This is a genomic window from Neopusillimonas maritima, from assembly GCF_003576595.1.
Lineage (GTDB): Bacteria > Pseudomonadota > Gammaproteobacteria > Burkholderiales > Burkholderiaceae_B > Neopusillimonas > Neopusillimonas maritima.
In genome coordinates this window covers 74218-98120 of record NZ_NQOU01000006.1, presented here as the reverse complement: position 1 = coordinate 98120, position 23903 = coordinate 74218, and the positions used below count along the sequence as shown (strand labels likewise).

General features: G+C 53.3%; 21 protein-coding genes. 7 read left to right on the top strand and 14 right to left on the bottom strand.

Annotated elements, in window-relative coordinates:
• Positions 1 to 5: 5 nt before the first annotated feature.
• A complete protein-coding gene (locus CJO09_RS13570) occupies positions 6 to 917 on the top strand; it encodes a LysR family transcriptional regulator (RefSeq protein WP_119442832.1) in 912 nt (303 codons plus the stop codon).
• 23 nt (positions 918 to 940) lie between these two features.
• Here CJO09_RS13570 and CJO09_RS13565 read toward each other — a convergent pair whose 3' ends face one another.
• Entirely contained in the window at positions 941 to 1240 is a 300-nt protein-coding gene (locus tag CJO09_RS13565) for an I78 family peptidase inhibitor (protein ID WP_119442831.1), read from the bottom strand.
• A gap of 32 nt (positions 1241 to 1272) precedes the next feature.
• Here CJO09_RS13565 and CJO09_RS13560 point away from each other — a divergent pair, with 32 nt between their 5' ends.
• Positions 1273 to 2166 carry a pirin family protein gene (locus CJO09_RS13560; RefSeq protein WP_119442830.1) on the top strand — a complete coding sequence of 298 codons (894 nt, stop codon included), beginning with the start codon at positions 1273 to 1275 and terminating at the stop codon, positions 2164 to 2166.
• Here CJO09_RS13560 and CJO09_RS13555 read toward each other — a convergent pair.
• Together CJO09_RS13555 and CJO09_RS13550 are read right to left on the bottom strand one after the other, a co-directional pair.
• On the bottom strand, positions 2130 to 2900 hold the full coding sequence (locus tag CJO09_RS13555) for an alpha/beta hydrolase (protein ID WP_119442829.1): 771 nt from the start codon (positions 2898 to 2900) through the stop codon (positions 2130 to 2132). The two genes, CJO09_RS13560 and CJO09_RS13555, sit on opposite strands and share 37 nt — an antisense overlap.
• Before the next feature lie 166 nt (positions 2901 to 3066).
• The gene (locus tag CJO09_RS13550) at positions 3067 to 4713 is read right to left on the bottom strand and encodes a Na+/H+ antiporter (RefSeq protein ID WP_119442828.1); all 1647 of its coding nucleotides are present in this window, start codon (positions 4711 to 4713) and stop codon (positions 3067 to 3069) included.
• A gap of 132 nt (positions 4714 to 4845) precedes the next feature.
• On the opposite strand from CJO09_RS13550, the gene CJO09_RS13545 reads away from it, so the two are divergent.
• Positions 4846 to 6309, top strand: coding sequence for an MFS transporter (locus CJO09_RS13545; RefSeq protein ID WP_119442827.1), 1464 nt, complete (start codon positions 4846 to 4848; stop codon positions 6307 to 6309).
• A gap of 31 nt (positions 6310 to 6340) precedes the next feature.
• On the opposite strand, the gene CJO09_RS13540 is transcribed toward CJO09_RS13545, so the two are convergent.
• The gene (locus CJO09_RS13540) at positions 6341 to 8500 is read right to left on the bottom strand and encodes a TonB-dependent receptor family protein (protein WP_119442826.1); all 2160 of its coding nucleotides are present in this window, start codon (positions 8498 to 8500) and stop codon (positions 6341 to 6343) included.
• Between the two features lie 74 nt (positions 8501 to 8574).
• Positions 8575 to 10056, bottom strand: coding sequence for a deoxyribodipyrimidine photo-lyase (gene phrB / locus CJO09_RS13535; protein ID WP_245961341.1), 1482 nt, complete (start codon positions 10054 to 10056; stop codon positions 8575 to 8577).
• A gap of 111 nt (positions 10057 to 10167) precedes the next feature.
• On the opposite strand from phrB, the gene CJO09_RS13530 reads away from it, so the two are divergent.
• From CJO09_RS13530 to CJO09_RS13520, 3 genes are read left to right on the top strand one after another with little or no spacing between them, the layout of a single operon-like run.
• Positions 10168 to 10689: a thermonuclease family protein gene (locus CJO09_RS13530; protein ID WP_119442825.1), complete on the top strand. Its 522-nt coding sequence runs from the start codon at positions 10168 to 10170 to the stop codon at positions 10687 to 10689.
• Positions 10690 to 10698: 9 nt separating this feature from the next.
• Positions 10699 to 11712, top strand: coding sequence for an LLM class flavin-dependent oxidoreductase (locus CJO09_RS13525; RefSeq protein ID WP_119442824.1), 1014 nt, complete (start codon positions 10699 to 10701; stop codon positions 11710 to 11712).
• Positions 11713 to 11720: 8 nt separating this feature from the next.
• Positions 11721 to 11945: a DUF3820 family protein gene (locus CJO09_RS13520; protein ID WP_119442823.1), complete on the top strand. Its 225-nt coding sequence runs from the start codon at positions 11721 to 11723 to the stop codon at positions 11943 to 11945.
• A 16-nt stretch (positions 11946 to 11961) separates the two neighbouring features.
• Here CJO09_RS13520 and CJO09_RS13515 read toward each other — a convergent pair whose 3' ends face one another.
• The 5 genes from CJO09_RS13515 to CJO09_RS13495 all read right to left on the bottom strand — a co-directional run bounded on the left by CJO09_RS13515 (position 11962) and on the right by CJO09_RS13495 (position 16593).
• Positions 11962 to 12693 (bottom strand): ABC transporter ATP-binding protein, encoded by a 732-nt coding sequence (locus CJO09_RS13515; RefSeq protein WP_174233146.1) that lies wholly within the window; start codon positions 12691 to 12693, stop codon positions 11962 to 11964.
• Positions 12683 to 13423 (bottom strand): ABC transporter ATP-binding protein, encoded by a 741-nt coding sequence (locus CJO09_RS13510; RefSeq protein ID WP_119442822.1) that lies wholly within the window; start codon positions 13421 to 13423, stop codon positions 12683 to 12685. Before CJO09_RS13510 ends, CJO09_RS13515 begins: the two co-directional genes overlap by 11 nt.
• The gene (locus CJO09_RS13505; protein WP_114420869.1) at positions 13420 to 14412 is read right to left on the bottom strand and encodes a branched-chain amino acid ABC transporter permease; all 993 of its coding nucleotides are present in this window, start codon (positions 14410 to 14412) and stop codon (positions 13420 to 13422) included. The genes CJO09_RS13510 and CJO09_RS13505 overlap by 4 nt, the downstream gene beginning before the upstream one ends.
• Positions 14409 to 15278 (bottom strand): branched-chain amino acid ABC transporter permease, encoded by an 870-nt coding sequence (locus CJO09_RS13500; RefSeq protein WP_119442821.1) that lies wholly within the window; start codon positions 15276 to 15278, stop codon positions 14409 to 14411. Before CJO09_RS13500 ends, CJO09_RS13505 begins: the two co-directional genes overlap by 4 nt.
• 91 nt (positions 15279 to 15369) lie before the next feature.
• Positions 15370 to 16593 (bottom strand): ABC transporter substrate-binding protein, encoded by a 1224-nt coding sequence (locus tag CJO09_RS13495; protein ID WP_119442820.1) that lies wholly within the window; start codon positions 16591 to 16593, stop codon positions 15370 to 15372.
• Between the two features lie 229 nt (positions 16594 to 16822).
• Here CJO09_RS13495 and CJO09_RS13490 point away from each other — a divergent pair, with 229 nt between their 5' ends.
• Positions 16823 to 18352: an MDR family MFS transporter gene (locus tag CJO09_RS13490; protein ID WP_119442819.1), complete on the top strand. Its 1530-nt coding sequence runs from the start codon at positions 16823 to 16825 to the stop codon at positions 18350 to 18352.
• 76 nt (positions 18353 to 18428) lie between these two features.
• On the opposite strand, the gene rpoD is transcribed toward CJO09_RS13490, so the two are convergent.
• The 4 genes from rpoD to CJO09_RS13470 form a co-directional block, all read right to left on the bottom strand.
• Positions 18429 to 20696, bottom strand: a complete 2268-nt coding sequence (gene rpoD, locus CJO09_RS13485; RefSeq protein ID WP_425454091.1) for an RNA polymerase sigma factor RpoD — start codon at positions 20694 to 20696, stop codon at positions 18429 to 18431.
• Positions 20697 to 21056: 360 nt separating this feature from the next.
• Entirely contained in the window at positions 21057 to 23030 is a 1974-nt protein-coding gene (gene dnaG, locus CJO09_RS13480) for a DNA primase (RefSeq protein WP_119442817.1), read from the bottom strand.
• Positions 23027 to 23239: a 30S ribosomal protein S21 gene (gene rpsU / locus CJO09_RS13475; protein WP_114420875.1), complete on the bottom strand. Its 213-nt coding sequence runs from the start codon at positions 23237 to 23239 to the stop codon at positions 23027 to 23029. Before rpsU ends, dnaG begins: the two co-directional genes overlap by 4 nt.
• Before the next feature lie 53 nt (positions 23240 to 23292).
• Complete coding sequence (locus tag CJO09_RS13470) at positions 23293 to 23838, bottom strand: phosphoribosyltransferase (RefSeq protein ID WP_114420876.1); 546 nt, start codon at positions 23836 to 23838, stop codon at positions 23293 to 23295.
• Between the last annotated feature and the right edge of the window lie 65 nt (positions 23839 to 23903).

The following is a 23903-nucleotide window of genomic DNA, read 5'->3' as shown; positions in this document are numbered from 1 at the left end:
AAAACATGAAAGTAGATCAGATTGACCTAAATTTAATGCGCGTGTTTCGCGCAATCTACGAGGAGCAAAGCCTTACCATTGTGGCGGACCGACTCGGGCTAACCCAGCCGGCCATAAGTTATTCTTTGGCACGATTGCGCGAATTACTGGGCGACCCATTGTTTATTCGCAAACAACAGAAAATGCTACCAACGCAAGCGGCAGAGCGGCTTGCGCCCCCCATTATTGCCGCTCTGGAAAGCCTGCACGATGCCCTACAGAGCCATACCGCATTTGACCCCTTAACGAGTCAACGCACATTCCGTTTGACCATGTCAGACATTGGCGAGATGGTATTTCTCCCCCCTTTGTGTGAACAATTGGCCCAAGCTGCACCGCAAGTGCGTCTTGAGGTTGACCCTGTTTCGATGGAAGACCTGGTGAACTCGTTGCGGACCGGCACAATCGACTTGGCGGTGGGTCATCTGGTCAATTTAAATCCTTATACACAACACACTATTTTGTTTCACGAACCGTATTCATGCATGGTGCGCGCCAACCACCCGCTGGCACGCAGGAAAACTCTTTCCAAAGAAGATTTTCTGGCTTCATCTCATGTGCTGGTTGGATCTAACTCAAACGCCCACCGTATGTTTGAAGACTCATTAAAAGCGCAAGGCGTAAAACGCCAAGTAGCACTTCAGATTCCCCATTTCACTGTGTTGCCGGATATCCTGCGTCGCAGCGACATGGTCAGCTCCCTGCCCAGCCGAATCGCGCGTGAATTTAATCGAAAAAAAGAATTTCGGGTTTTCGAATTACCATTTGAAGTGCCGACCGGCGACGTTGCCATTCATTGGCACGCGCGACACGAACATAACCCGGCAAATCGCTGGTTAAGAGAAAAACTAATCGCTCTTTTTAAAGAAGAGGATTAAATAATCGGACAGTTAAATAAGCCTTAACCGCACACGACCTTTTCAACACGACCCGAATCATCGATATAAACGTTCATTCGATCGGGCCGGTAATCCGGCGTCATGGGCGTCGTTGGGCGCAGTACACGCGTTCCGCTGGGCAGACTGCTTCGATTAACGGAGTCTGCCGAGGTTCCGACAAGATTCTGGAACTGGGCCGCCGCGCACTCCCCCGAAGTTGAACCGCCGGACGACATTGGAGAATCGCCACCACTACCCAAACCACCCGAACTCTGGCAAGCTGCCAATATAACGGCCAAAGGGGCCAAAAAAAGCAAACGCATTTTTCCTCCTTATGTAACGCCATACTTATATCATGACAGAGAATTCGCCTCCCAGCCCTAACCTGATCCAAGCCCGTGCGCATGAACTAAGCCCTGGGTTTTCCATTCGCCGCGCCCTTCCAACACGCGAACAACGCATGATCGGCGCATGGTGTTTTCTCGACCATATTGGCCCTGTCGAATTCGATGCTGATCAGGGCATGCATGTTGGTGCGCATCCACACATTGGCCTACAAACATTCACCTGGATGGTAGAAGGGCAAATTCGTCATCGCGATAGTCTTGGTTACAACCAGGTTATCCGCTCTGGGCAAGTTAATTTAATGACCGCCGGAAAAGGTGTTTCGCACACTGAAGACTCACTACCGGGAGAAAAGAGGTTGCATGGCGCTCAATTGTGGATCGCATTGCCACCGGAAAAAGAAGCCATCGAACCGGCGTTTCATCACTATAGCCACTTGCCGGAATGGCGTTTTGGCGGTTTGCACTACACCTTGTTGGCGGGACAGTTCCAAAACCAAACTTCACCGGTGGCTGTCCACACGCCATTGTTAGGGCTCGACATTTTTGCACCAAACGGGGGCGCCTCAGCGATTCTGCAATTGAACCGCGCATTTGAGCACGGAATGATGGTGTTAAATGGCGAAGTGCAGTTGCCGTGTGGTGAATCGATAAAGCCGGGCGTTCTGGCTTATTGGCCACCGGGGGTATCAACCCTTAATGTATACCTAACCGCAGGCACACGCCTCTTGTTTATTGGCGGTGAACCTTTCCCGGAGCCGGTCAGGATATGGTGGAATTTCGTCAGTGGCGCATCAGACAACCTACGCCAGGCCGTGCTCGACTGGAATCGGTTCCACACACGTTTTGGGGTGGTGCCGGGGCAAAATCACCGTCGGCTGACTTCCCCGGCATACCCCACATGATTGAATCCTGGCGCGACATCGGCCAATAAACCGAACGTGCCGACAGGATCCGTTAACATCGCCAAATGACCCGTGTTCAATGTATGAACAGACCACCCCGGATCATGATTGAATTTATCGTAAAACTGTTGAAACGGCGTTCCATCATAAGCAGCGGCCATCACATAGGAATGCGGGATAGCCGGGCGCTCAGCCAAAGCCTTAGAAGGTTGCAGAAAAGTTTGCAGCGGTTGGCACACCAAACGTTTTTGTACACGTTCACACAGCTTTTCGTCTGTCACCCCAAACGCTTTCAACGGGAAAGGCGGCACACGCTGGTCGGGCCATGTCCGCTCGCGAAATACGCGCCCTTTTTCACCGGCATAGTCGGCCAGACACTTACCCGACTCAGGCACAAAGGCATCGAAATACATGACCGCACCAATACGCTCGGGGATGCAGGCCAAAACATTACTCACCACCATGCCGCCGTAACTCCACCCTACCAGGACCACGTCACTCAATTGCTCCATGCGAATTAAATTCACAATGTCGTCGGTGTGGGTATCAAGCGTAATGCCCTCGTGCGCCAAATGAGCCCTATCGCCCAGGCCGGTTAAAGAAGGTGTATATACCTCGTGCCCCAGATAGCGCAGTTCAGTGGCCGTCTCCTTCCATACCCAACCACCATGCCAGGCACCGTGGATCAACACGTAAGTACGCGGTCGTTTTACTGGAATATGAGATGCTGCCATGGGGAACCCCCTTTTATTTCAGGATGCCGTGCAAGAAGTTACCGCAGCTTACCTTAATTCAACAACCAATTAAATTTCGAGTCAAAGTGGATGTGTATAGATAAACATACTACTGAAAAAATTTGAAAAACAACAGTAATGGCGCATAAATACAAACCAAGCGACCTTAATGTCGGTTACGCACTTCTTCCATATCCAGGCGTGCCACCATTTCCCTTGCCAGCTCATCGGAAATTTTGTGCTGCCTTGCCAACGCAAAAATACTTTGGCGGGCGGCATCAATAACCGCCAAACGCATACGCTGTTCAACCCGCTTTTCGTGCGCCAGCCACTCATCCGGCAGCCCTAGCTCCGACACGGCGGAAACGGCACGAATGTCAGCTAACAAACGCTCGGCCACACTAGACAGAAGATCTTGCTCGCGTGCATCGGGAAACTCCGACGTTAGCCGGTCCACCTCTTCTTGAAGAGCCCGTTCAGCCGCCTCTCGCGCCGTTTGTACCGCCAAATATTCCTGCTGTTCGCGCTTGATACCACTGGATTGATGGCGCAACATTTTCACCACCGGCGGCATCAGCGCGCTAGCCAAAACCAAAGAAGTAATAATCACCGTTGCCGCTAACAGAATGGCCAAATCACGCGCAGGAAACGGGGTGCCATCGTTCAATACCAAAGGCAGGGTAAGCACACCGGCCAGGGTAATCGCACCACGCACTCCTCCGAGTGTCAAGACCATCATCATGCCGGCCCCCACTTCGGGAAAAGGAATGCCGCGTCGCCGTTTACGCCAACCTTCAAAACGCACCGATGCGTATACCCAGCCAAAACGGAAAACACCCAGCACAATACAAATAACCAGCGCATAGACCACCAGCCATAGCGGGTTATGGTGCCCCGTCTCGGCAATGGCCTCGACCGCACCGGTATATATTCCCGGCAACTGCTCGCCCAGCAACACAAACATTGTTCCGTTCAGGGCAAACTGCACCACATTCCATGTGCTTTGCCGATGCATGCGAGTTAATGCGCTGGATGATCCGCTTAGTTCCACGTAACTCATCGTCACGCCGGCAGATACCGCAGCCAGAATGCCTGAGGCACCGATATATTCCGCCGCAAAATAGGCGGCAAACGGTACCATTAAACTCAGTAACACCTCGGCGCCCGGTTCCTCGCCAACCCGCCTCACTACCGCTGTACGCGCACGCGATAGACCCCACGTCACCACTACGCCCGTTGCCAGCCCTGCCGCAGCCACCCAAATAAACGACAAAGCCGCATGTGATATAGAGAAAGTGCCGGTTACCACCGCCGCCACGGCTGTACGAAACGCCACCAGGCCAGTCGCATCGTTAAATAGGGACTCTCCCTCCAGGACCGACATTAAGCGCTTGGGCACCGGTACCTTGCGTGTAATGGCCGAAACCGCCACTGGATCGGTTGGCGACACAATAGCCGCCACGGCAAACGCCACCGCGAGCGGCATGGCTGGAATCAGCCAGTGCAAAATGAATCCCAGCCCCAGTACAGTTAACAGTACCAGGCCAAAAGACAGCTGAATGATGCCGCCTTTTTCACGCCAGAGTCCTTCCTTGGGGATACGCCAGCCATCCAGAAACAAAAGGGGCGGCAAGAACAAAAGAAAGAAAACATCCGGATCCAGCTCCACCCCTTCTTCGAATACACCGGCAATCACAAAACCCAGCGCAATTTGAATCAGGGGCAACGGGATGCCTGCCGGCAACATACGTGCCAAAGCGCCGCTCATTCCAACGGCAGCCATCATGGCCAATGCAATGTCAAGACTTTCCATGTTGTAACTAAAACTCCGGCAGCGTTTCTGCGGCCACATTGTCGCACAACACATCTTTGCCAAAAACGGTTATGGTCGCTGTTTATTGCACTCATTGCACAACAAGACGTTCTAACCTTAAGCTTGGCCAATATGAACCAAAAACGATCCTCCGGCCAAAAAGACATCAAACCTGACCCCGCCCGATGGCGGGTTTTACAGGTTATTCTCATCTCGCTCTTCATGTCACTCATGGCCATCAGTATCATCAACGTGGCCCTACCCTCCATACAACATGGGCTCCAGGCATCGCAATCCAGTATTCAATGGGTACTATCGGGCTATGCACTGATGTTTGGCGTCGTATTGGTCAGCGCCGGGCGCGCGGGCGACATTATGGGTCGTGGCGGCTTCTTTCTTATTGGTGTCGCAATTTTTACGCTGGCCTCAATCGGTGCTGGGCTGGCACCCGACGCTGCGTGGCTGAACGTCGCACGCCTTTTTCAGGGTCTGGGCTCAGGCATGCTAAGCCCACAGGGCATCGGCATGATCCAGCAATACTTTCAGGGTAACGAGCGGGGTCGTGCATTTGGTTATTTAGGCACCGTAGTGGGGTTCTCCGTGGCATTCGGACCAGTTTTCGGCGGCCTTTTAATTTACCTGGGTGGCCCCGACCTGGGCTGGCGTCTTACCTTTCTTATTAATGTACCCTTCGGAATAGCGACGCTTATTTTGGGCTGGCGCTGGTTTCCGCGCCCGCTTATACAAAAGCGCGGCACCGAGATACTGGCCCACAACCCAGGCGGCTTGCTGCGCGCACTCGACCCCGTTGGTGCTGCGCTGCTAGGCCTGGCTGTATTAGCCGTGCTCTTCCCCTTCGTCCAGTTTCGTGGCTCACCCGCTACGTGGTTACTGTTGCCCGCGGGCCTGCTGCTTATGTTTGCGTGGGTGAAATGGGAGAAATGGTATGCGCGAACTGGCAATAGCCCCATGGTCGACCTGTCTATTTTTTCCATTAGCAGCTTTACTAATGGCGCCCTTATTATGACGCTGTACTTCCTTGGCATGACCAGTGTATGGGTACTGATAGCGTTATATGTTCAGTTGGGCGCCGGCAAAAGCGCGCTGGAAGCCGGCCTGGTCGGCCTGCCATCAGCACTTGTTTCGGCCTATGCCGCAAATTGGGCGGGAAAACGCATCACCCAGTATGGCCGCCAAATTGTCATTGGCGGCATAATTCTGGCCATGACCGGCCTAACACTCAGTATGCTGGTAGCCGTTTTGCACACCTACAATCTGGCCACTGTCTGGTGGCTACTGTTAACCCTTACCTTTGTCGGCCTCGGGCAAGGTTTGGTTATTAGCCCTAATCAGGCGCTTACCTTGGCGGAGGTGCCCATCGGCCACGCCGGTAGCTCCGGAGCCATTATGCAAACGGGCCAGCGCATTGGTTCTTCCATTGGCATTGCCATCATTACCGCGGCTGCGTTTTTTGCGTTAAACCTGTCGTCTTCATGGACAGTGGCCGTGGTGGTGGGTTTGGGCCTGATTGTTTCAGTGGTGTCGATTACGCTGGTGATATCGATTAAAGATTTGCGTAGTCGACAACGGCGTTGACGAATCGCAACGAAACCACCCAAAGACAACCTTAAAATATAAACCGCGCCTGAACCCCCGCCGTCCAGTTTCGCCCCGGCGCGGGTTCGTAATATCGGCCATTCCCTTCGTTCACGATCACGGAGCCGGCATAATCTTTGTCAAACAAATTATCCACGCGGGCGAAGGCCGACACTTCCCAAGGGCCGGCCAACCAGGTATAGCCTGTGCTTAAAGCAAACACGGCATACGATGGCGCCGATTCGGTATTGCCGTCATTCACCGCAATATTACTTAGAAAACGCCCTTCCACCCCTGCGCGCCAACCAGTGGGGGGTATCCACCCCAGCGCGGCAAACACCGCATGTTCAGCAATACCGGGGATGCGATTTCCCGCTTGTAGGTACTGGGCCGGCTGGGTTGGGTTCGAACAGGGGCCGGAAATGCAATCGTCCTGGTAACGGGCATTAAGCCATGTGTAGGCCACATCCGCACGCCAATGCCGCCCCCATTCGTTCGTGTAAGCCAACTCAAACCCGGTTCGTTTGGTACGACCGGCGTTCTGGTAGCTGGTGCGGCCATTCGCACTGCCCGCCGATACAATTTCGTCACGAGTGCGCGTTTGAAATACGGCGGCGGTAAGCAAGCTACTTTCTGTGGGCATCGTTTTAAAGCCCGCTTCAAACGTGGTGCTGTAAGCCGGTTGCAGACCAAAATTCAACCCTGCCCCGCCATCGGTGCGGTACGATAACTCATTAAAAGTAGGCGTTTCAAAACCCCGACCAGCGGAAACATACACTTGGGTATTATTTGACATGGCATATGCCAATGAACCCACTGGCGAGAACGCCTGATAGCGTGCACTGCCGCTGTCATCGCCATTTACTCCCTGAACAAAGCGATCAGCCGACTCGAAACTCACCGTGCTATAGCGTGCGCCTAAATCCAGTGTAAAACGCGGCGCAAATTCCCAGGACGTTTGAATATAAGGGTCTAGACTCCACACAGTATTGCGCTCGTCCCGACGCAGTGCCCCCTGCACACCCAACTGACGCCCTTGCGGTGTGTCAATATAGTTGCGATAGCCCTTACGCCCTTCTTTCATGGCATCATAGGCCACACCGGTTATTACAGTGAACGGCCGGTTGGCCAGGGAAAGTTGTGTTGTCCAACGCAAGTCAGTACCGTAATAATCGCGTGTTAAGTCAATGACACCACCGGCTTGCAAAGGGTTCTGCTGCACGAAATCAGGAATGGCTAAATATTGAACGGTATGGCGTCGCCCCGCATACACCAGCGCCGTTAATTCATTATCGGCATTCAGTGAGTGTTCATAACGTAAGCCTCCCTGCGTTTGGCGCACCGTTTTACGGGTGTTGTAGGCCAGCGCGTTGGGCACCACACTGCGTGGGTTCTGCTCGAAATCTTGCCGTGTCAAGCCTAAGGGGTCGTCGGCAGTTAAATCCACATGGTTTGCCACCAGGGTAAGCCGGTTGCCCGAGGCAAAATCAAACCCTAATTTCATATTCATTAAATTCTTGCGCGCACCGCTGTGATCCCGGTAGCCCTGCGTGGTGAAGCGGTTGGCGCTTATTAGATAATCCATTTCTGTTTCATCCAAATCCAGCATGCCGCCGGCCTTCAAGCCATAACGATAAGTGCCGTAACTACCTGCAGAAAAGTCGCCGCTGATGCTGGGCGGGTACTCACCCCGTTCGGTGTTGATCACCATCACCCCGCCCGAAGCATTACCATACAGCGCCGAAAACGGCCCCCGTAAAACCTCTACCGATTCAATCGACGCAATATCAATATTCGACGTTTGCCCCTGGCCATCCGGCATGGTGGCAGGAATGCCGTCGACATAAAGCCGTACACCTCGCACCCCAAAGGTTGAGCGTGCCCCAAACCCTCGAATGGAAACCTGAAGGTCTTGCGCATAATTCTGACGGTTCTGAATTTGCAATCCCGGCACGCTTGAAAGCCCTTCGGATAAATTGATTTGCGGCTGATCCCGACGCAGATCGTAACCCTCAACAACAGAAATCGATGCGGGCGTGTCAAGGATTTCGGTTTCGAGGCGTGTAGCCGTCACCACAACCGGGTCGAGAATGGTGGCCGAAGTAGATTGCGTTTGAGCAGGTGCTTGTGCTTGAGCGATTGAACCTGCATGAAGCAGAAAAGCCGTTGCCAAAATTCTGTATATCTTCATACTTTTTCGCACCCCCTGTTCCCACACGTCACTTAACCGCGGGTTAACTCCTCATTACCAGATAATGTTCGCACTTAATTACTTTTCAGGTTTTTGAATGCATCAATCGCACGCTGCCGCGTTACTTTTAAGTCCACCATCATTGTTGGATAACCACACCCTTCCCGGGTTAAAGGCGATGGGTCGTGAATTTCCCTGGCGTCAACCTGTTTTAGCTCCGGCACCCACTGACGAATAAATACGCCCTCGGGGTCGAATCTTTCCGACTGGCTCACCGGATTAAACACGCGAAAATACGGCGCGGCGTCGGCTCCCGTCGATGCGCTCCATTGCCAGCCACCATTGTTTGCCGCCAACTCCCCATCGATCAAATGCTGCATAAAATAACGCTCTCCCAGGCGCCAATCAATAAGCAAGTTCTTGCTTAGAAACATGGCCGCCACCATCCGCAGGCGATTATGCATCCAGCCCGTACCGTTCAACTGGCGCATGGCGGCATCCACAATAGGTACGCCGGTTTCACCCTTGCACCACCGTTCAAAATCTTCCGGCGCGTCACGCCACACCACAGCTTCCGTTTCCGACTTCATGGCGCGATGCATCGACAACGCCGGATAGCTCACCATTAAATGCAGGTAAAACTCGCGCCAGAGCAACTCGTTAATCCAGGTCAAAATACCGGCTCGGCCGGTTTCCAGCTCGCCCTGGTTAGCCAGTAAAGCTGCGTATAGGCATTGCCTGACCGAAAGAATGCCCGCCGCCAGATACGGCGATAGCCGGCTGGTACCCGGTTTGGCGGGGAAATCGCGATCTTGCTTGTAGTACGCGATGCGGGTGTTGATGAAGTCTTCCAGGTGAGCATGTGCTGCTTGAGATGAAGCCGGCCAACACGTGTTGGATATTGCCGGCCCGGTCGCTTCAGCCCAGGCTTTCAGGGCACTGGGGGCGGGAAAGCCTTTGTTAGAGGCCAGAAGCGCCGTACTTAACGGCACTTGCGGGTTGGGCACGGATAACGGAGAAATGCCGCCTATTGTCGATCCGGCGTTGCGCCCTTCCATTAAACGCATTCGACACGCCTTTGCGAAAGGCGTAAACACTTTATACGGCCCGCCTGAACCCGTTTTTACCGACCCCGGCACTAGCAAGCACTGCCCGTCAAAACCATGCATCGCAATACCCGCGCCCCGCAGACATGTATACGTGGCACGATCCCGGCGGCGCTCATTCACCCCCACCTCGCGGTTGCAATACACGGCCTCCACGTGCCACTGCGCACAAAACTGTGCCACAGCTTCAGGTACCTCGGCCCAGGTATTAACGTGTAGCCCAACGAATGGCACATTCAACGCAGCAAGTTCCGTTTCCAATGCCGCCAAAGCACGATGCCAAAAATTCAGTTTAATCGGCGCATCATCATGCATACGCCACTGCTCCGGACTCACAATATAAAACGCGACGGTCGGGCCTGCCTGCATGGCTGCAGCCAATGCAGGTTGATCGGCCACCCGCAAGTCGGTGCGAAACCAGCAGGCTGAAATTGCTTGAGTTGTGCGCACACCGTATCCTTTCAATCTTCAATTATCGACCTGAATGTTACAAGAACGACATAAAAAAACACAGGCGCGTGAACCGTTACACTACGGATTTATTGTCTCTAGAAGTAAGGTATGAAGTATCGCGCACAATGTTTTTTTTTATTGGCGGCTGCACTGTTTTCATCCGCGGCCGCAACGGCTGCAGGCCGTGTTCCCAGCAATGAAGAAACGCGGAACAAAACGGTTCAGTGTGAAGTGACCTCGGTGCACGATGGCGACAGCATGCGCGCGCGCTGCCCAGGCATGAAAGATACGGTGCGGATTCGCATTCACCAGATTGATGCCCCCGAAATCGGGCAGGCTTATGGCAAAACCTCCCGTGACACCTTACGCCGCCTGTGCGAGCGCGGCCGCACCGCCGCATTTAGCATTGTCGGTAAAGATGATTACGGCCGTTTGCTGGCCGGCGTTGAGTGCGGGCAGAAAGATGTCGCCACCACCATGCTGGAGTCGGGCGCAGCGTGGGTGTATCGTCAGTATCAGCACGATAAGATGCTGGTGCAGCTGGAGCAACGCGCGCGGGAAGCGAAGCGCGGTTTGTGGCAAGACCCTAACGCGCAAGCACCCTGGGAGTATCGGCGCGACCGGCGCTAAAATAAACAGATGACAAAGTATTCGATTCTTGATCTCGTGCGTATCCGCGAAAATGGGAACGCAAAAATATCGCTGAACAATGCACGCAACTTGGCACGCCAGGCAGAGCAATGGGGCTACACCCGCTTCTGGATGGCCGAACACCACAACATGCCGGGCATCGCCAGCGCTGCAACTTCGGTGGCCATTGGCCATGTGGCGGAAGGCACCGAAAAAATACGCGTCGGCGCGGGCGGCATCATGCTGCCAAACCACTCCCCGCTGGTCATTGCAGAACAATTCGGCACACTTGATGCGCTCTTTCCAGGCCGTATCGACCTGGGCCTGGGCCGCGCGCCCGGCACCGATCAGCTCACATTACGCGCCTTACGCCGTCACCCCGGCAGCGCCGATAACTTTCCCCAAGACGTTCTGGAACTGCAGGCATTACTAGGTCCTGTTCAGCCCGACCAGCGTATCCGTGCTGTGCCGGGAGCCAATAGCCATGTGCCTTTATGGATATTAGGTTCCAGCACGTTCGGCGCCGCCATGGCGGGTGAGTTCGGCCTACCCTATGCGTTTGCTTCGCACTTTGCGCCCGATTATCTGTATACCGCACTGGAAACCTACCGGTCGCGTTTCAAGCCTTCCGAACAGCAAGCAACGCCATACTGCATGATGGGCATCAATATTATTGTGGCCCCCTCCGACGAAGAGGCCGAATTTCTGGCCAGCACGCAGCGTATGTCGGTAACGAATTTACTGCGTGGTGACCGCGGTTTAAGCAAACCGCCCATCGCCGATATCAATACATACTGGTCTATCGATGAACGGGTGCAAGCACAACGCATGCTGGCCATGTCGGTTGTCGGGTCGCCCGATACCGTGCGCGAAAAGCTTGAAGGTATTCTGACGCAAACACGAGTAAACGAACTAATGATCGTATCGGACATATACGATCACTCTTTGCGGTTACAGTCTTATGAATACATAGCGCAAATTATGCAGGCGCTGAACGAAAAGAAACAGGTTAATGAAGCGTAAAGCCTGAAATGCACCCCGACGACCTGGAAAAACTGGTTACCTGGAAAATGCCCTTCGGCAAGTACAAGGGCCGCTTGCTGGCCGACTTGCCGGGGCACTATCTGAACTGGTTTGCACGCACGGGGTTCCCACCCGGAGAAATCGGGCGTCTGCTTGCCTTACTGCAGGAAATGGATCACAACGGCTTGAAACCCCTGCTTAATCCGTTGCGAAATAAACAAGTTAACTCGTAGGGGCCGCGGCCTCTGATTAAAGCCCTAAATAGGCCTGTCGAACGCGATCGTCCCCCAACAAAGCTTTACCGTCCCCTTCCAGCGCGATGTTACCTGTCTCCAGCACGTATGCACGATCGCATAACTCAAGTGACTCCACCACGTTTTGTTCTACCAGCACCACGCTAAAACCACTGTCGTGCAAGCTGCTGACGACACCGAACATTTCTTCGGTCAGAATCGGTGATAGGCCCAACGAAGGTTCATCGAACATCACCAAACGCGGATTCGCCATAAGTGCACGGCCAATCGCCAGCATTTGCTGTTCCCCGCCTGAAAGGGTGCCGGCCAGTTGCTTTTGCCGTTCCGCCAAACGTGGAAAGGTTTCATAAACACGACTCAGGTTCTGTTTACGATCTGCCTGCGCACGGCGCAATGTAGCACCTAAGCGCAAATTTTCCACAACACTCAGGCTGGGAAATATTTGCCGCCCTTCCGGTACCTGAGCAATACCCAATTCACAAACACCGGTGCTATCGAGACCGGTAATATCCTGCCCGTCAAACACAACACGCCCTTGCGCAGCCTTCACCATGCCCGCTATGGTGCGAATCAAGGTCGTTTTCCCCGCGCCATTGGCCCCCACTACTGAAACAATTTCACCAGGAAGAATATGCAAACTTACGTCGGCTAACGCTTCGGCTTCCCCGTAACGTACTTTCAAATTTTCAACCGCAAGTATGGGCGCCGCTTTCTTTTCAATGGCCATGTTTCGCCCCCTTGCCCAAATAACTCTCTATCACTCTCGGATCACGCGTCACCGCTTCGGGTGTCCCTTGGGTAATTAATTCTCCATGGTGCAACACGGCAACGTGATCGGCGATCGACATCAAAATTCGCATAACGTGCTCTACCAACACAATCGTTAGACCCTCACCGTTCAGCTTACGCAAAACCGCTATTACCTCGTCGGCTTCTGTAGGACGCAGGCCCGCCATCACCTCATCAAGCAGCAATAAGCGTGGTTGGGTGGCGAGTGCTTTAGCCAATTCCAGCATCTTGCGGTCGGGTAAAGTTAGGTGCATGGCTAGAATATCTTTCTTGGCGCCAAGCCCAATCTGATCAAGCGTACTCGCCGCCAAATCGCGCGCCTCGTCTAACGAAGGTGCACGCAGTAGAGCGCCGACCATCGCGTTATCAAGCACGGTCATCTCTTGCAACGGACGCACGACTTGAAAGGTTCGGGCAATACCCAATTCGCAAATTTCCTCGGGATTCAGGCCGTCGAGCGAGCGACCATCAAAAACCACGCTTCCTTGCGTTGGTTTCATTGCACCGGCAATCATTTGAAAACACGTCGTTTTACCCGCTCCGTTGGGCCCGATCAGGCCCATGATCTTACCTTCGGGAACATCGAAGCTGACCTGGCTTACCGCAGTCAAACCGGAAAAACGCTTGGTAATGCCCTGAACCTGGAGTAATGGTTTGGGTTGACTCATGACGACGCCCCCCCCTTCATCCACCGTTCAATTCGCTTTGCGACAGGCGGCCAAATGCCATCGGGCAAAAACACGATCACCATCAAGATCAACACACCATAAATTAATGTGTTTAAACCAAAAATCCCCATTGATTGCGCCGCGTGATTTGAAATCTCATTAATGGGAATCACAAAAAACGCCCCTATGATCGGACCAAACAACGTGCCCATCCCGCCGATAATAGGCGCAATAATAATTTCAATCGAAAAGCGCATACCCATCATCGTATCGGGAAACAGGCTACCGCTAAGTAATGCGTAGAAAGAACCACCCACGCTGGTCATGGCGGCACTAATCATGACAGCCAGAATCTTCAGGCGTAACGCCCGCACACCAATCGCACGCGCCGCATCCTCATCTTCCCTGATCGCCCGCCAAAAATAGCCCAAGCGCGATCGAATCAATAATGCGGTTCCCCAGAAACCCAGAATGCTTAGCACCAGAAAACAAAAGTAGTAGAACGTCGTACCGCCGCGCAAACTGAGCAAGGGATGCGTGTCTTGTGCAACTCGCAGAAAATATCCGGCATTGCCCCCTACGAACGACCAGTTTTCGAAAGACAAACGGCCCAACTCGGCAACGGCAATCGTTAACAGGGTGAAATAAATACCTTTTACAGCGAAGCGAAAACCCAACCAGGCCACAAATGCGCCCACGACGGCACTAATTACTGCCCCAATCAGGATACCCAGCCAGGGCGACAGGCCGAAAGTACCCACCGACACGGCGCAGGCATATGCCCCCAAACCAATATATAAACCGTGCCCCAGCGATAACTGCCCAACATACCCCATCATCAAATTCCATGCCTGCCCGAAAAAAGCAAACATCATGATCAGGGTCAGCACAGCGATGATGGAGTCGGATGTGACGACAGGCAGAAAAGCCATAATGGCGAAGAACGCAATAGCCAGCCCACCCCACATTCGGGTTGTTGCATTATTCATCGTTGCTTTACTCCAAATAAACCTTGCGGACGCAGCAACAGCACCAGAATCATCAACCCATAAGAGAACATAGCTTTCATGGCCGGATTAATGAGTAGCGCTGCGACACTTTCCGATACTCCAATCAGAATGCCTCCCACTAAAGCGCCCATCAAACTTCCCATTCCCCCAATAATGACAATAATGAAAGCCAACAGGGTTAACTCACCGGCCAGATAAGGTTGTGTGTCAAAAATTGGGGAAATCAACGTACCCGCTACACCTGCGCATGCCACACCAATACCGGCGGTGACCGCATATAACCGATTTACCCGCAATCCAATCGCCTGAGCACCGGTTTGGTTATCAGCGGCGGCCCGAATAGCCGACCCTGTGCTGGAGTAACGCAGAAAAAGCAGTAACAGGGCAATCATCACCAATGCCACAGCGGCGCCATATAAGCGAACCGCATCCAGACGCAAGCCGAAAACCTCGTAAGTTTCAAAGCTTGACGGATCGGCGATCGAACGTGCATCGGGGCCAAACACCAGCATGTGTATGCCGGTAATGATGAGCGCCAGACCTATAAACAAAATAAACTGAGCATGATGCGGGCGCCGAATGAACCGGTTGATCAAACCGATTTGCAAGACATAACCGACACAAAACATGATGATTGCGGATAGCGGCACAGCCATAACCGGCGTAATATCGAGCGACAGCCAAAGCAAATAGCCGATATACATACCCAGCACCACAAGTTCGCCGTGGGCAAAATTCACCACGCGCATAACCCCGAACATAATGGTGAGGCCCAGCGCAATAAGCGCATAAACAATGCCGATGAGAACGCCGCCTGCTATCACATTGGCGTACAAAGAATACATGGAAAACCTTTCAGGCTTGGAACAAACAAACTGAACAGAGCCCCTTCACCGGAAGGGGCTCCATCCAAAGCACCATCATTTGAACGCGAAATCAGCGTTCGTTGAACGGCCGCATCGGATAGACCACTTCAGCCACTGCGGCTTCGGCCGGACCAACTACCGTCGGCTCGCTATTCTGATTTTGCAGCAAGGCTACACCAATGTTGGGGTTTTGGCCTTTCTCGTTAAACTGGATCGGACCGCCCCACATAACGTGGTCTTTGATATCAGTGGTTTTAAGTGCCGCATGAATGGCGGCTGCGTCATTCGACTTTGCCCGGCGCAAGGCGTCAGCCACAATATCGACCGCCTCGTAGGAAAAGCCTACATTCAATTCAAAACGGTTTTTGCTATCCATAGCCTCAAAGCGTTTGGCCAACTCCACCGCGCGAGGATTCTTCACATTCAACCATGGCACACACACCATGTAATCGTCGCCGTACTTACCCAACGCATCAGTAAACGCTTTTTCGTAGGGCCCAGGGCTTCCCGGGCCGATAATGGCTTTGGGGTTGTAGCCTTGCTTTACCATTTCGCGAACAATCATAATGGCATCGTTCACACGGGTAATCGGCAATAACAACTCAGCGCCGGTCGCCTTGGCTTTTGCCACTTCAACAGACAAATCCTTTGCACGAACGTCGTAGCCGATCGTATCCAGAATTTCGATCGGCAGATTCTGTTTCGCCCATTCAGCCTGCATCGCTTTCAGTGCCGACTGCCCGAATGTGTCATTCACATACAGCACCGTCGCAGTTTTAGGAGGGTCGTCGGTTTTGGCGGCCAGTTCCCGAATACGCTGCACGGCATTGGAAACCAATTGCGTGGCCGGCGTGAAATTACGGAAAATCTGGGTAAAACCTTGCTCAGTAATTTGAGGCGCCGAAGCGATATTGATGACCAACGGTACCTTGGCTGCCTCGCATGCCTGAGCGGCGGAAATGGTCGCCCCGGTATCCCAGCAGCCAATCAAAACCGAGCACCCTTCACGAATCAACTTTTCGGCAGCCACACGACCGTTTTCGGCCTTCGATTCGGTATCTGCGTAAATCAGCTCCATGGCCGGGCCGTTGCGCTCTTTGTTGATCATGCCGGCAAACTCAACCCCGCGCCGGGATGCCTGCCCCGGAAAAGCCAAAACACCGCTGGTGGGCAGAATGACGCCAACTTTGGTGGGATGATTGTTCGCCCAGCTAAAACGCATGGGCAGTGCGCTCATTACCGCAGCGGCCCCGGCCGACTTGATAAGTGACCGGCGAGAGAAACGTGTATTCATAGCTACCTCCTGGCGGATCCAAATTAAAACAAAACAGAAAAAAAATCGATATATGTTTTAAATATGAAACGATAATTTATTTATAAAACGTGTTGTTATGATAGCGAAGAGGTTCCCGAGGGGCTACGCGGAAAAACCCTTATTGATGTATCAACATAGCTTAGAATAGCGCTTTTCTGTCTACCATTTTGCTTCGATTCAAACGTCGCAAGCTTACCCTTTACTCTATATGTCCGATTCATCAAGCACCATTACTTTCACTCACCGTGAAGCCAAACGCGTTGTACTCGGCTTGCTGGTCGCCATTTTTCTGGGCGGTCTTGAGCAAACGATTGTGGCCGTGGCCTTACCTCTGATGTCGGCCGATTTAAGCGGCGTAGAGTATTTGGCATGGGTCATTTCAGGCTATTTGATTGCCATGACGGTTGCCACCCCCATTTATGGAAAATTGGGTGACATATACGGGCGCCGTCTTATGTTGTTCAGCGCCATTGTCATTTTCCTGCTGTCGTCCGTTCTATGCGCCATGGCAACCACGATGCCGGTCATGATTCTGGCCCGCGTCATTCAGGGCGTGGGGGGCGCCGGCTTACTGGCTGTGTCACAGACAATTGTGGGCGATATTATTTCCCCGCGTGATCGTGGCCGGTATCAAGGATACATTAGCACCGCCTTTGCAATTGCCAGCGTCACCGGACCGGTCGTAGGCGGATTGCTAACTGAATACATATCCTGGCGCTGGATTTTCTGGATCAATGTTCCGTTGTGCGTCCTGGCCTACCTCACTGCGCGCCGCGCTCTGGACAAACTCCCCATTCCAAAACTGCGCCGCAGTATCGATTATCTGGGCGCCTTGCTGCTTACTATCGGGTTAACCATCCTGCTCATTGCCATCAGCCGGGTGGGTCATGGCACTGCACTCACCGAAAACCTGAATCTGCTTTTATACGGCGTTTCAGTCGCTGTTCTGGCCTCGTTCATATGGCAGGAAAAAAGAGCGCCCGACCCGGTTATTCCACTGATGCTTTTGCGAAATCGTGCTGTGGCAGCGTCCAGCCTCATGCTCTTTATCGCGTTCATTCAAATGATTTGCATGACAATTCTGATTCCATTGCGTCTACAAATGCTAACCCACGCGGGTGCGGATGAGGCGGCAGTACAATTGTTGCCTTTATCGCTTTCAATTCCCGTTGGCGCCTGGATCGCGGGCTCACTCATGACGAAGCTGGGACACTACCGGCGTCTACAACTCGCGGGCACGGTCATTCTTCCGATCGCCATGGCTGCAACAGCGTACACCCCGGCCGACAGTACGTTACTTATTATCCTTTGCACCTCGCTGGGTGGCTTTGCCATTGGCTTGCTACTGCCCACGTCCGCTGTTGCTGCACAGAATGCGGTGGAACATCGACACTTGGGTGTTGCAACCGGCGTCATTGGTTTTTCTCGTTCGTTGGGTGCGGCTATCGGCATTGCCGTTCTTACCGCCGTATTATTCGCTTTACTTCAACAGTACACGCCGGCAGGGCTATCGCTGTCTATTTCCGCCACCGATGTGATCGGCGAAATGGTAGAAGGCGCCCTGCAAACGGCCGCCCCTGAAGAAAGGCAAGCTTTGGTGGATGCGGGGACCCTGGCGTTTCGTCATGTATTTTTACTTAGCGCGGGCATCGCCCTGATTGGAATTGCGGCCTGCCTAAGTGCGCCAGACCGGCGCCTAAGCGAGAAAAAGCCCGAAGTTGAATCGCATCATTACTAATATGCTGCAATAAAAATGGCGGTGTGCGTTGAGCACACCGCCATAATCACTTTGCTACCCAATCAAGCCCCTGAACTTACTGCCCTTCCAGGAAGCTGCGAAGCTTATCGGCCCTGCTGGGGTGACGTAACTTGCGCAACGCTTTCGCCTCTATTTGGCGAATACGCTCACGCGTCACATCGAACTGCTTACCGACTTCCTCAAGCGTTTGGTCAGTGCTCATTTCAACACCGAAACGCATGCGCAACACCTTGGCTTCACGTGGTGTTAAGGAATCAAGCACCTCTTTGACAACATCACGCATCGAGCCGTGCAAAGCCGAATCGGAAGGCGACAAGTTCGCCAAATCCTCAATGAAGTCGCCCAGATGGGAATCGTCATCGTCACCGATAGGCGTTTCCATGGAAATGGGCTCTTTGGCAATTTTCAGTATCTTGCGAACCTTGTCTTCCGGCATATCCATTTTTTGCGCCAGGGTAGCCGGATCGGGCTCAGCACCGGTTTCCTGCAGAATCTGGCGATTGATCCGGTTCATTTTATTGATCGTTTCAATCATGTGTACCGGAATACGGATAGTGCGTGCCTGGTCGGCAATGGAACGTGTAATGGCCTGACGTATCCACCATGTAGCGTAAGTCGAGAACTTATAACCGCGACGGTATTCAAACTTGTCGACCGCTTTCATCAAGCCAATATTGCCTTCCTGAATGAGATCCAGGAACTGCAGCCCGCGATTCGTATATTTCTTGGCAATAGAAATAACCAACCTCAAGTTTGCTTCGGTCATTTCACGCTTGGCTTTGCGCGCCTTGGCTTCGCCCGTAGCCATACGCTTGTTAACGTCTTTCAGATCTTTCAGCGGTAATACCACGCTAACCTGAAGGTCGATAAGCTTTTGCTGTGTTTCATGAACAGCAGGCACGTGGCGCTCGAGTGTTTCCGAATAGCCGTGGCCGGCAGCCACTTCTTCCAGAACCCAGTTCAAATTGGTTTCATTGCCAGGAAAAGCCTTAATGAAATAAGTACGCGACATGCCGGCGCGATCGACACAGATGTGCAAAATCTCACGTTCCAGCTTACGAACCTCAGCTACCTGGGTGCGCAGTCGATCAGCCAGTTTTTCCACCATTTTGGCCGTAAAGCGAATGCCCATGAGCTCATTAACGATGGCTTCCTGAGCCTCTTTATAAGCTGAAGAGCCATAACCTTCGTTCTCGAAGGCCTTACGCATCTTCTCGAACCACTGGCTGACTGCATCGAACTTCTTCAATGATTTAGTGCGCAACAACTCCAATTGCTTGCTGCTCATGCCGCCGGCCGGCCCGTCGTCATCTTCGTCGGCGGATACGCCGGAACCGGCATACTCTTCACCGTCTTCGTCAATCAGGCCATCGACGATTTCATCGATTTGCGCCTGACCGTCGCGTACACGCTGAACATGCTCCAGAATTTCATTCACAGTGGTGGGGCAAGCGGCAATTGCCATCACCATGTGCTTCAAGCCGTCTTCGATACGTTTGGCAATTTCAATTTCGCCTTCGCGTGTGAGCAGCTCAACCGTGCCCATTTCGCGCATATACATACGAACCGGGTCGGTGGTACGGCCAAAATCGGAATCGACCGTCGTAAGGGCCGCTTCCGCCTCGTCCTCTACGTCGTCATCGCTGGAGGCAACGGGTGCGTTGTCATTCAACAGCAACGATTCTGCATCGGGCGCCTGATCGTATACCGAAATGCCCATGTCGCTGAAAGTGCTGATGATGCCGTCAATTGCTTCGGCATCGACCAAGTCGTCAGGCAAGTGGTCGTTAATTTCGCCGTAGGTTAAGTAACCGCGCTCCTTACCCAACTTAATCAGAATCTTCAAACGATTGCGACGCGCTTCTTGTTCTTCCGGCGTCAGGTTACGGGCCGGCGTATCTTTCTCGCCTTTGGCACGTTTGCCTCCACGTTTGGAAACCGGCTTAAGGTCAGGGATAACCTCGGCTTCGACATCCATGTCGTTATCGTCGAAAGCACCATCGTTGTTGGCCGCCTTGGCCGGACGACCAGGGCGACGCCCGGTAGGCGCGGCGCGGGCTTTACGTTTCTTCGGCTCAGCGCCATCGGTTTCGGTTTTGGCTTTACGGCCTGCCGTCTTGCGGGCCGGCTTATCGACTGCAGCAGCTGCAGCTGCCTGCGTTTTGGCGGCCGGCGCAGCAGCCTTGGTTGCCTTCTTTACGTCGACTGCCTCGGCTTCGGGGTTGGCCGCCGCCTTGGAGCCACGCGCGGCAGTTTTGCGCGCGGGCTTCTTTTCTGTTCCTGCTTTTACCGTGGCCTTGCTTTCGCTTTTTGTGGCGGCCATGGTTTTGGGCTTGCGGGTTGCCGACGTTAACTCAACATCGTGCAAGGTTTTGTCAGTCGCTTTGGTCATATTCGCTTCCGAAGACGCACCAACCGTCATTGGACCGCTTATTGGCCAATGCGTGATGCTCAAAAACAGGGTTTTCTACACCTGGTTGCCCGTTGTTTTTGTTGCTTTCCTCAATAAACACGCCCATTAATAATTAATGCCTGACCACATTCGGGTTACAGGTTGCACAAAAGGCCATGTTGTGAAGAACGCGCTAAAAACGCGTGGGAAACTAGTAACGTGTAAAACCCTTTATTTTACAATAGTTATTCAAATTCAAACAGTTAAAACGCGTGAAATATTGCGGCCGGATCAGGATCCCGACAATTTCGCCAACCGTCGGGTCAGGAGTTGATAACGTTCACGCGAAACGGCATCGGGCAAACCCGCCGCGATCAGTTCCGATTGTTCCGCACGAATTACATCGACCTCAACTTTATGCATTGCATCGTTCCATTCAGCCATGGGTTCGGGTAAGTCGGTTTGTGTCAAAACATCGGTTGAAATCGAGCGCAACACTTCTGCCAGATCGGATTCCGGATCGGCCGCCTGCAAGACTGCACCAACATGGCGCGCCCCGCTACTTCCAATTAATTCAATTAGCGCTCTTACCATATTTAGATGGGGGCCACGCGCCAAAGTTTCAAGCTGTTGATCTCCCAAGGCATGCACCAGCTCTGGATGCGCCAACAGCAACCGCAACAGCCGCTTGGCCAATGGCGTAACAGCACGTGTACGGCTTCTTGGCGAGCCACCGGCTTTCGCCCGACCCGACACACGCGAGGCAGAAGCCGACAAACCCGACGCAGAGACTCCCGGCGTGTTTGCGCCGACATCCATGTCATCCATAAAACCGGGCGGCTCCGTAGGGAAATGATCAAATACAGGTTCAAAATGCGTATCGTCGGCATAATGTGCTTGCGATGGCTTGTTATGCCGTTCCGGCACACGCGCCGCATTCCGCCACTGCTCAGCCTCCCTCGCTGCGTGCTCACTTGCCTCCAGATGTGCCGCCAGCTCTTCCGGAGTCAGCTTCACTTGCTGTGCAAACTCGCGCTCAATTTGCACACGCAACGTTGTTTCACGTGGCAGCTGCAGCAATAGAGGGCGCGCTTCGTGTACACATGCAGCCCGCCCTTCTGCTTCGTTCAGGTTATGCCGTTGAGCCAATTCGTCCAACATGAAGCGCGATAATGCGGGCGCGCCGGCCACCGTGTCGCGAAACGCTTGAGCGCCATGCTCGCGCACGAAAGAGTCCGGATCATGGTTACTGGGCAGAAATAAAAACCGCAGGGAAACATCATCGCGCAGTAAGGGCAAACAAGTTTGCAAAGCGCGCCAGGCCGCTTTGCGTCCGGCGCCATCCCCATCAAAACTGAAGACAATCTTGTCAGCCACGCGCAGCAACTTTTGGATATGTTGTTCGGTTGTCGCAGTACCGAGTGTCGCCACGGCATTTTCAACGCCCTGTTGCGCCAACCCCACCACATCCATGTAGCCTTCCACCACCAGCACATGACCTTCGCGCCGAATTGCGTCGCGCCCTTCCCACAACCCGTAGAGTTCCTGGCCCTTTGAGAAAATAGGCGTTTCAGGTGAGTTAAGGTATTTGGGCTCGCCCTTGCCAATGACGCGTCCGCCAAAACCAATCAAGTGACCTCGGGCATTACGAATGGGAAACATCACCCGTTCGCGAAAACGATCATAACGACGACCGTCATCCGCCTCTACCACCAAACCGGCTTCGACCAACAAAGGGTCTTCATAATTATTGAAAACTGTCGCCAACCCCCGGCGATCATGACCGGACCATCCCAAACCAAAGCGTGCAGCAACCTCCCCCGACAAGCCGCGATCTTTCAGATATCGGATTGCCGCCTGTGAGGCTTTTAACGACTGCAGATAAAACCGCTGCGCGGATTCCAGCGCCAGCTGATGGCGAGATACCTCTTCCTTGCGGCGTCTGGATGCTTCACGCGACTGAGGCGAACGTGGCGCTTCCGGTACCGTCATCCCTACGCCGGCTGCCAACGAACGGACCGCTTCCGGGAAACTGGCCCCGGTATGTTCCATTAAAAATGTGATTGCCGATCCATGCGCGCCGCAACCAAAACAGTGGTAGAACTGCTTGGTGGGACTGACGGTAAAAGAAGGGGATTTTTCGTTGTGGAAAGGACAGAGGCCAAGCAAGTTGGCCCCACCTTTCTTCAATTGCACGTACCGCCCGACGACGTCGGCTACATCAACCCGGGCGAGTAGTTCCTGTACAAAGGACTCGGGGATCAATACAGACGAGGAGGCAGTTGCTGGCTACGCAAACGCTTATAGTGGCGCTTTACGGCAGCAGCGTGCTTACGCTTACGCTCGGCCGTTGGCTTTTCATAAAATTCACGCGAACGCAGCTCGGTTAACAAACCGTTTTTTTCAATAGTGCGTTTGAAGCGACGCAATGCGGCTTCAAAAGGCTCGTTTTCTTTTAAGCGAACAGTTGGCATAAAGTATTCGATATCCGGTACAGGTTAATTAAGCCCTAAATTCTACCATGTTTTCAGGAATTGCGAACCCCTTTTCGCACCCAGGCTTCCAATTGATGCGGACGCAAACTGTCGTAATCCTCGAAAGGCTGATGAATCCAGGGGTTCGTGGGCAGCTTGTCGACATAATAATCAGGGTGGGCTTTGGCATGCCCTTTCCACCACAACACGGCACTACGCAACTCGGTAATGTCGGGGAACTGTTCACGCAAATGCTCGCCTACGCGAATAAACGTCATACCGGTATCGACCATGTCGTCGACCAACAGCACTTTGCCGTCGAGCGTGCCGCGGGTAATCGTAATAAATTGGGCAATGTCGAGCTTGCCCTGTTGCGTGCCGGCGGCTTCACGATAGCTGCTCGTGGCCAGTATGCCCAAGGGTACGTCGAAAATGCGCGAAAGAATATCACCTACCCGCATACCGCCGCGCGCCAGGCAGATAATTTTCTCAAACTCCCAACCCGACTCATGAATCGTTAGAGCAAGACGGTCGATTAAAGCGTGGTATTCATCCCACGATACCCAAAGATCACGGTCGGTGCTGGGGGGCAAATTCATGAAAACAGTTCCTGTGTAGCGAAAAGAGTCCGTAATAATAAACCCACACAGGCTTCAGGAAAAGA

Coding starts and splice junctions, on each gene's coding strand:
- CJO09_RS13570 (WP_119442832.1), top strand. CDS start 6: ATGAAAGTAGATCAGATTGACCTAAATTTAATGCGCGTGTTTCGCGCA.
- CJO09_RS13565 (WP_119442831.1), bottom strand. CDS start 1,240: ATGCGTTTGCTTTTTTTGGCCCCTTTGGCCGTTATATTGGCAGCTTGC.
- CJO09_RS13560 (WP_119442830.1), top strand. CDS start 1,273: ATGACAGAGAATTCGCCTCCCAGCCCTAACCTGATCCAAGCCCGTGCG.
- CJO09_RS13555 (WP_119442829.1), bottom strand. CDS start 2,900: ATGGCAGCATCTCATATTCCAGTAAAACGACCGCGTACTTACGTGTTG.
- CJO09_RS13550 (WP_119442828.1), bottom strand. CDS start 4,713: ATGGAAAGTCTTGACATTGCATTGGCCATGATGGCTGCCGTTGGAATG.
- CJO09_RS13545 (WP_119442827.1), top strand. CDS start 4,846: ATGAACCAAAAACGATCCTCCGGCCAAAAAGACATCAAACCTGACCCC.
- CJO09_RS13540 (WP_119442826.1), bottom strand. CDS start 8,500: ATGAAGATATACAGAATTTTGGCAACGGCTTTTCTGCTTCATGCAGGT.
- CJO09_RS13530 (WP_119442825.1), top strand. CDS start 10,168: ATGAAGTATCGCGCACAATGTTTTTTTTTATTGGCGGCTGCACTGTTT.
- CJO09_RS13525 (WP_119442824.1), top strand. CDS start 10,699: ATGACAAAGTATTCGATTCTTGATCTCGTGCGTATCCGCGAAAATGGG.
- CJO09_RS13520 (WP_119442823.1), top strand. CDS start 11,721: ATGCACCCCGACGACCTGGAAAAACTGGTTACCTGGAAAATGCCCTTC.
- CJO09_RS13515 (WP_174233146.1), bottom strand. CDS start 12,693: ATGGCCATTGAAAAGAAAGCGGCGCCCATACTTGCGGTTGAAAATTTG.
- CJO09_RS13510 (WP_119442822.1), bottom strand. CDS start 13,423: ATGAGTCAACCCAAACCATTACTCCAGGTTCAGGGCATTACCAAGCGT.
- CJO09_RS13505 (WP_114420869.1), bottom strand. CDS start 14,412: ATGAATAATGCAACAACCCGAATGTGGGGTGGGCTGGCTATTGCGTTC.
- CJO09_RS13500 (WP_119442821.1), bottom strand. CDS start 15,278: ATGTATTCTTTGTACGCCAATGTGATAGCAGGCGGCGTTCTCATCGGC.
- CJO09_RS13495 (WP_119442820.1), bottom strand. CDS start 16,593: ATGAATACACGTTTCTCTCGCCGGTCACTTATCAAGTCGGCCGGGGCC.
- CJO09_RS13490 (WP_119442819.1), top strand. CDS start 16,823: ATGTCCGATTCATCAAGCACCATTACTTTCACTCACCGTGAAGCCAAA.
- rpoD (WP_425454091.1), bottom strand. CDS start 20,696: ATGGCCGCCACAAAAAGCGAAAGCAAGGCCACGGTAAAAGCAGGAACA.
- rpsU (WP_114420875.1), bottom strand. CDS start 23,239: ATGCCAACTGTTCGCTTAAAAGAAAACGAGCCTTTTGAAGCCGCATTG.
- CJO09_RS13470 (WP_114420876.1), bottom strand. CDS start 23,838: ATGAATTTGCCCCCCAGCACCGACCGTGATCTTTGGGTATCGTGGGAT.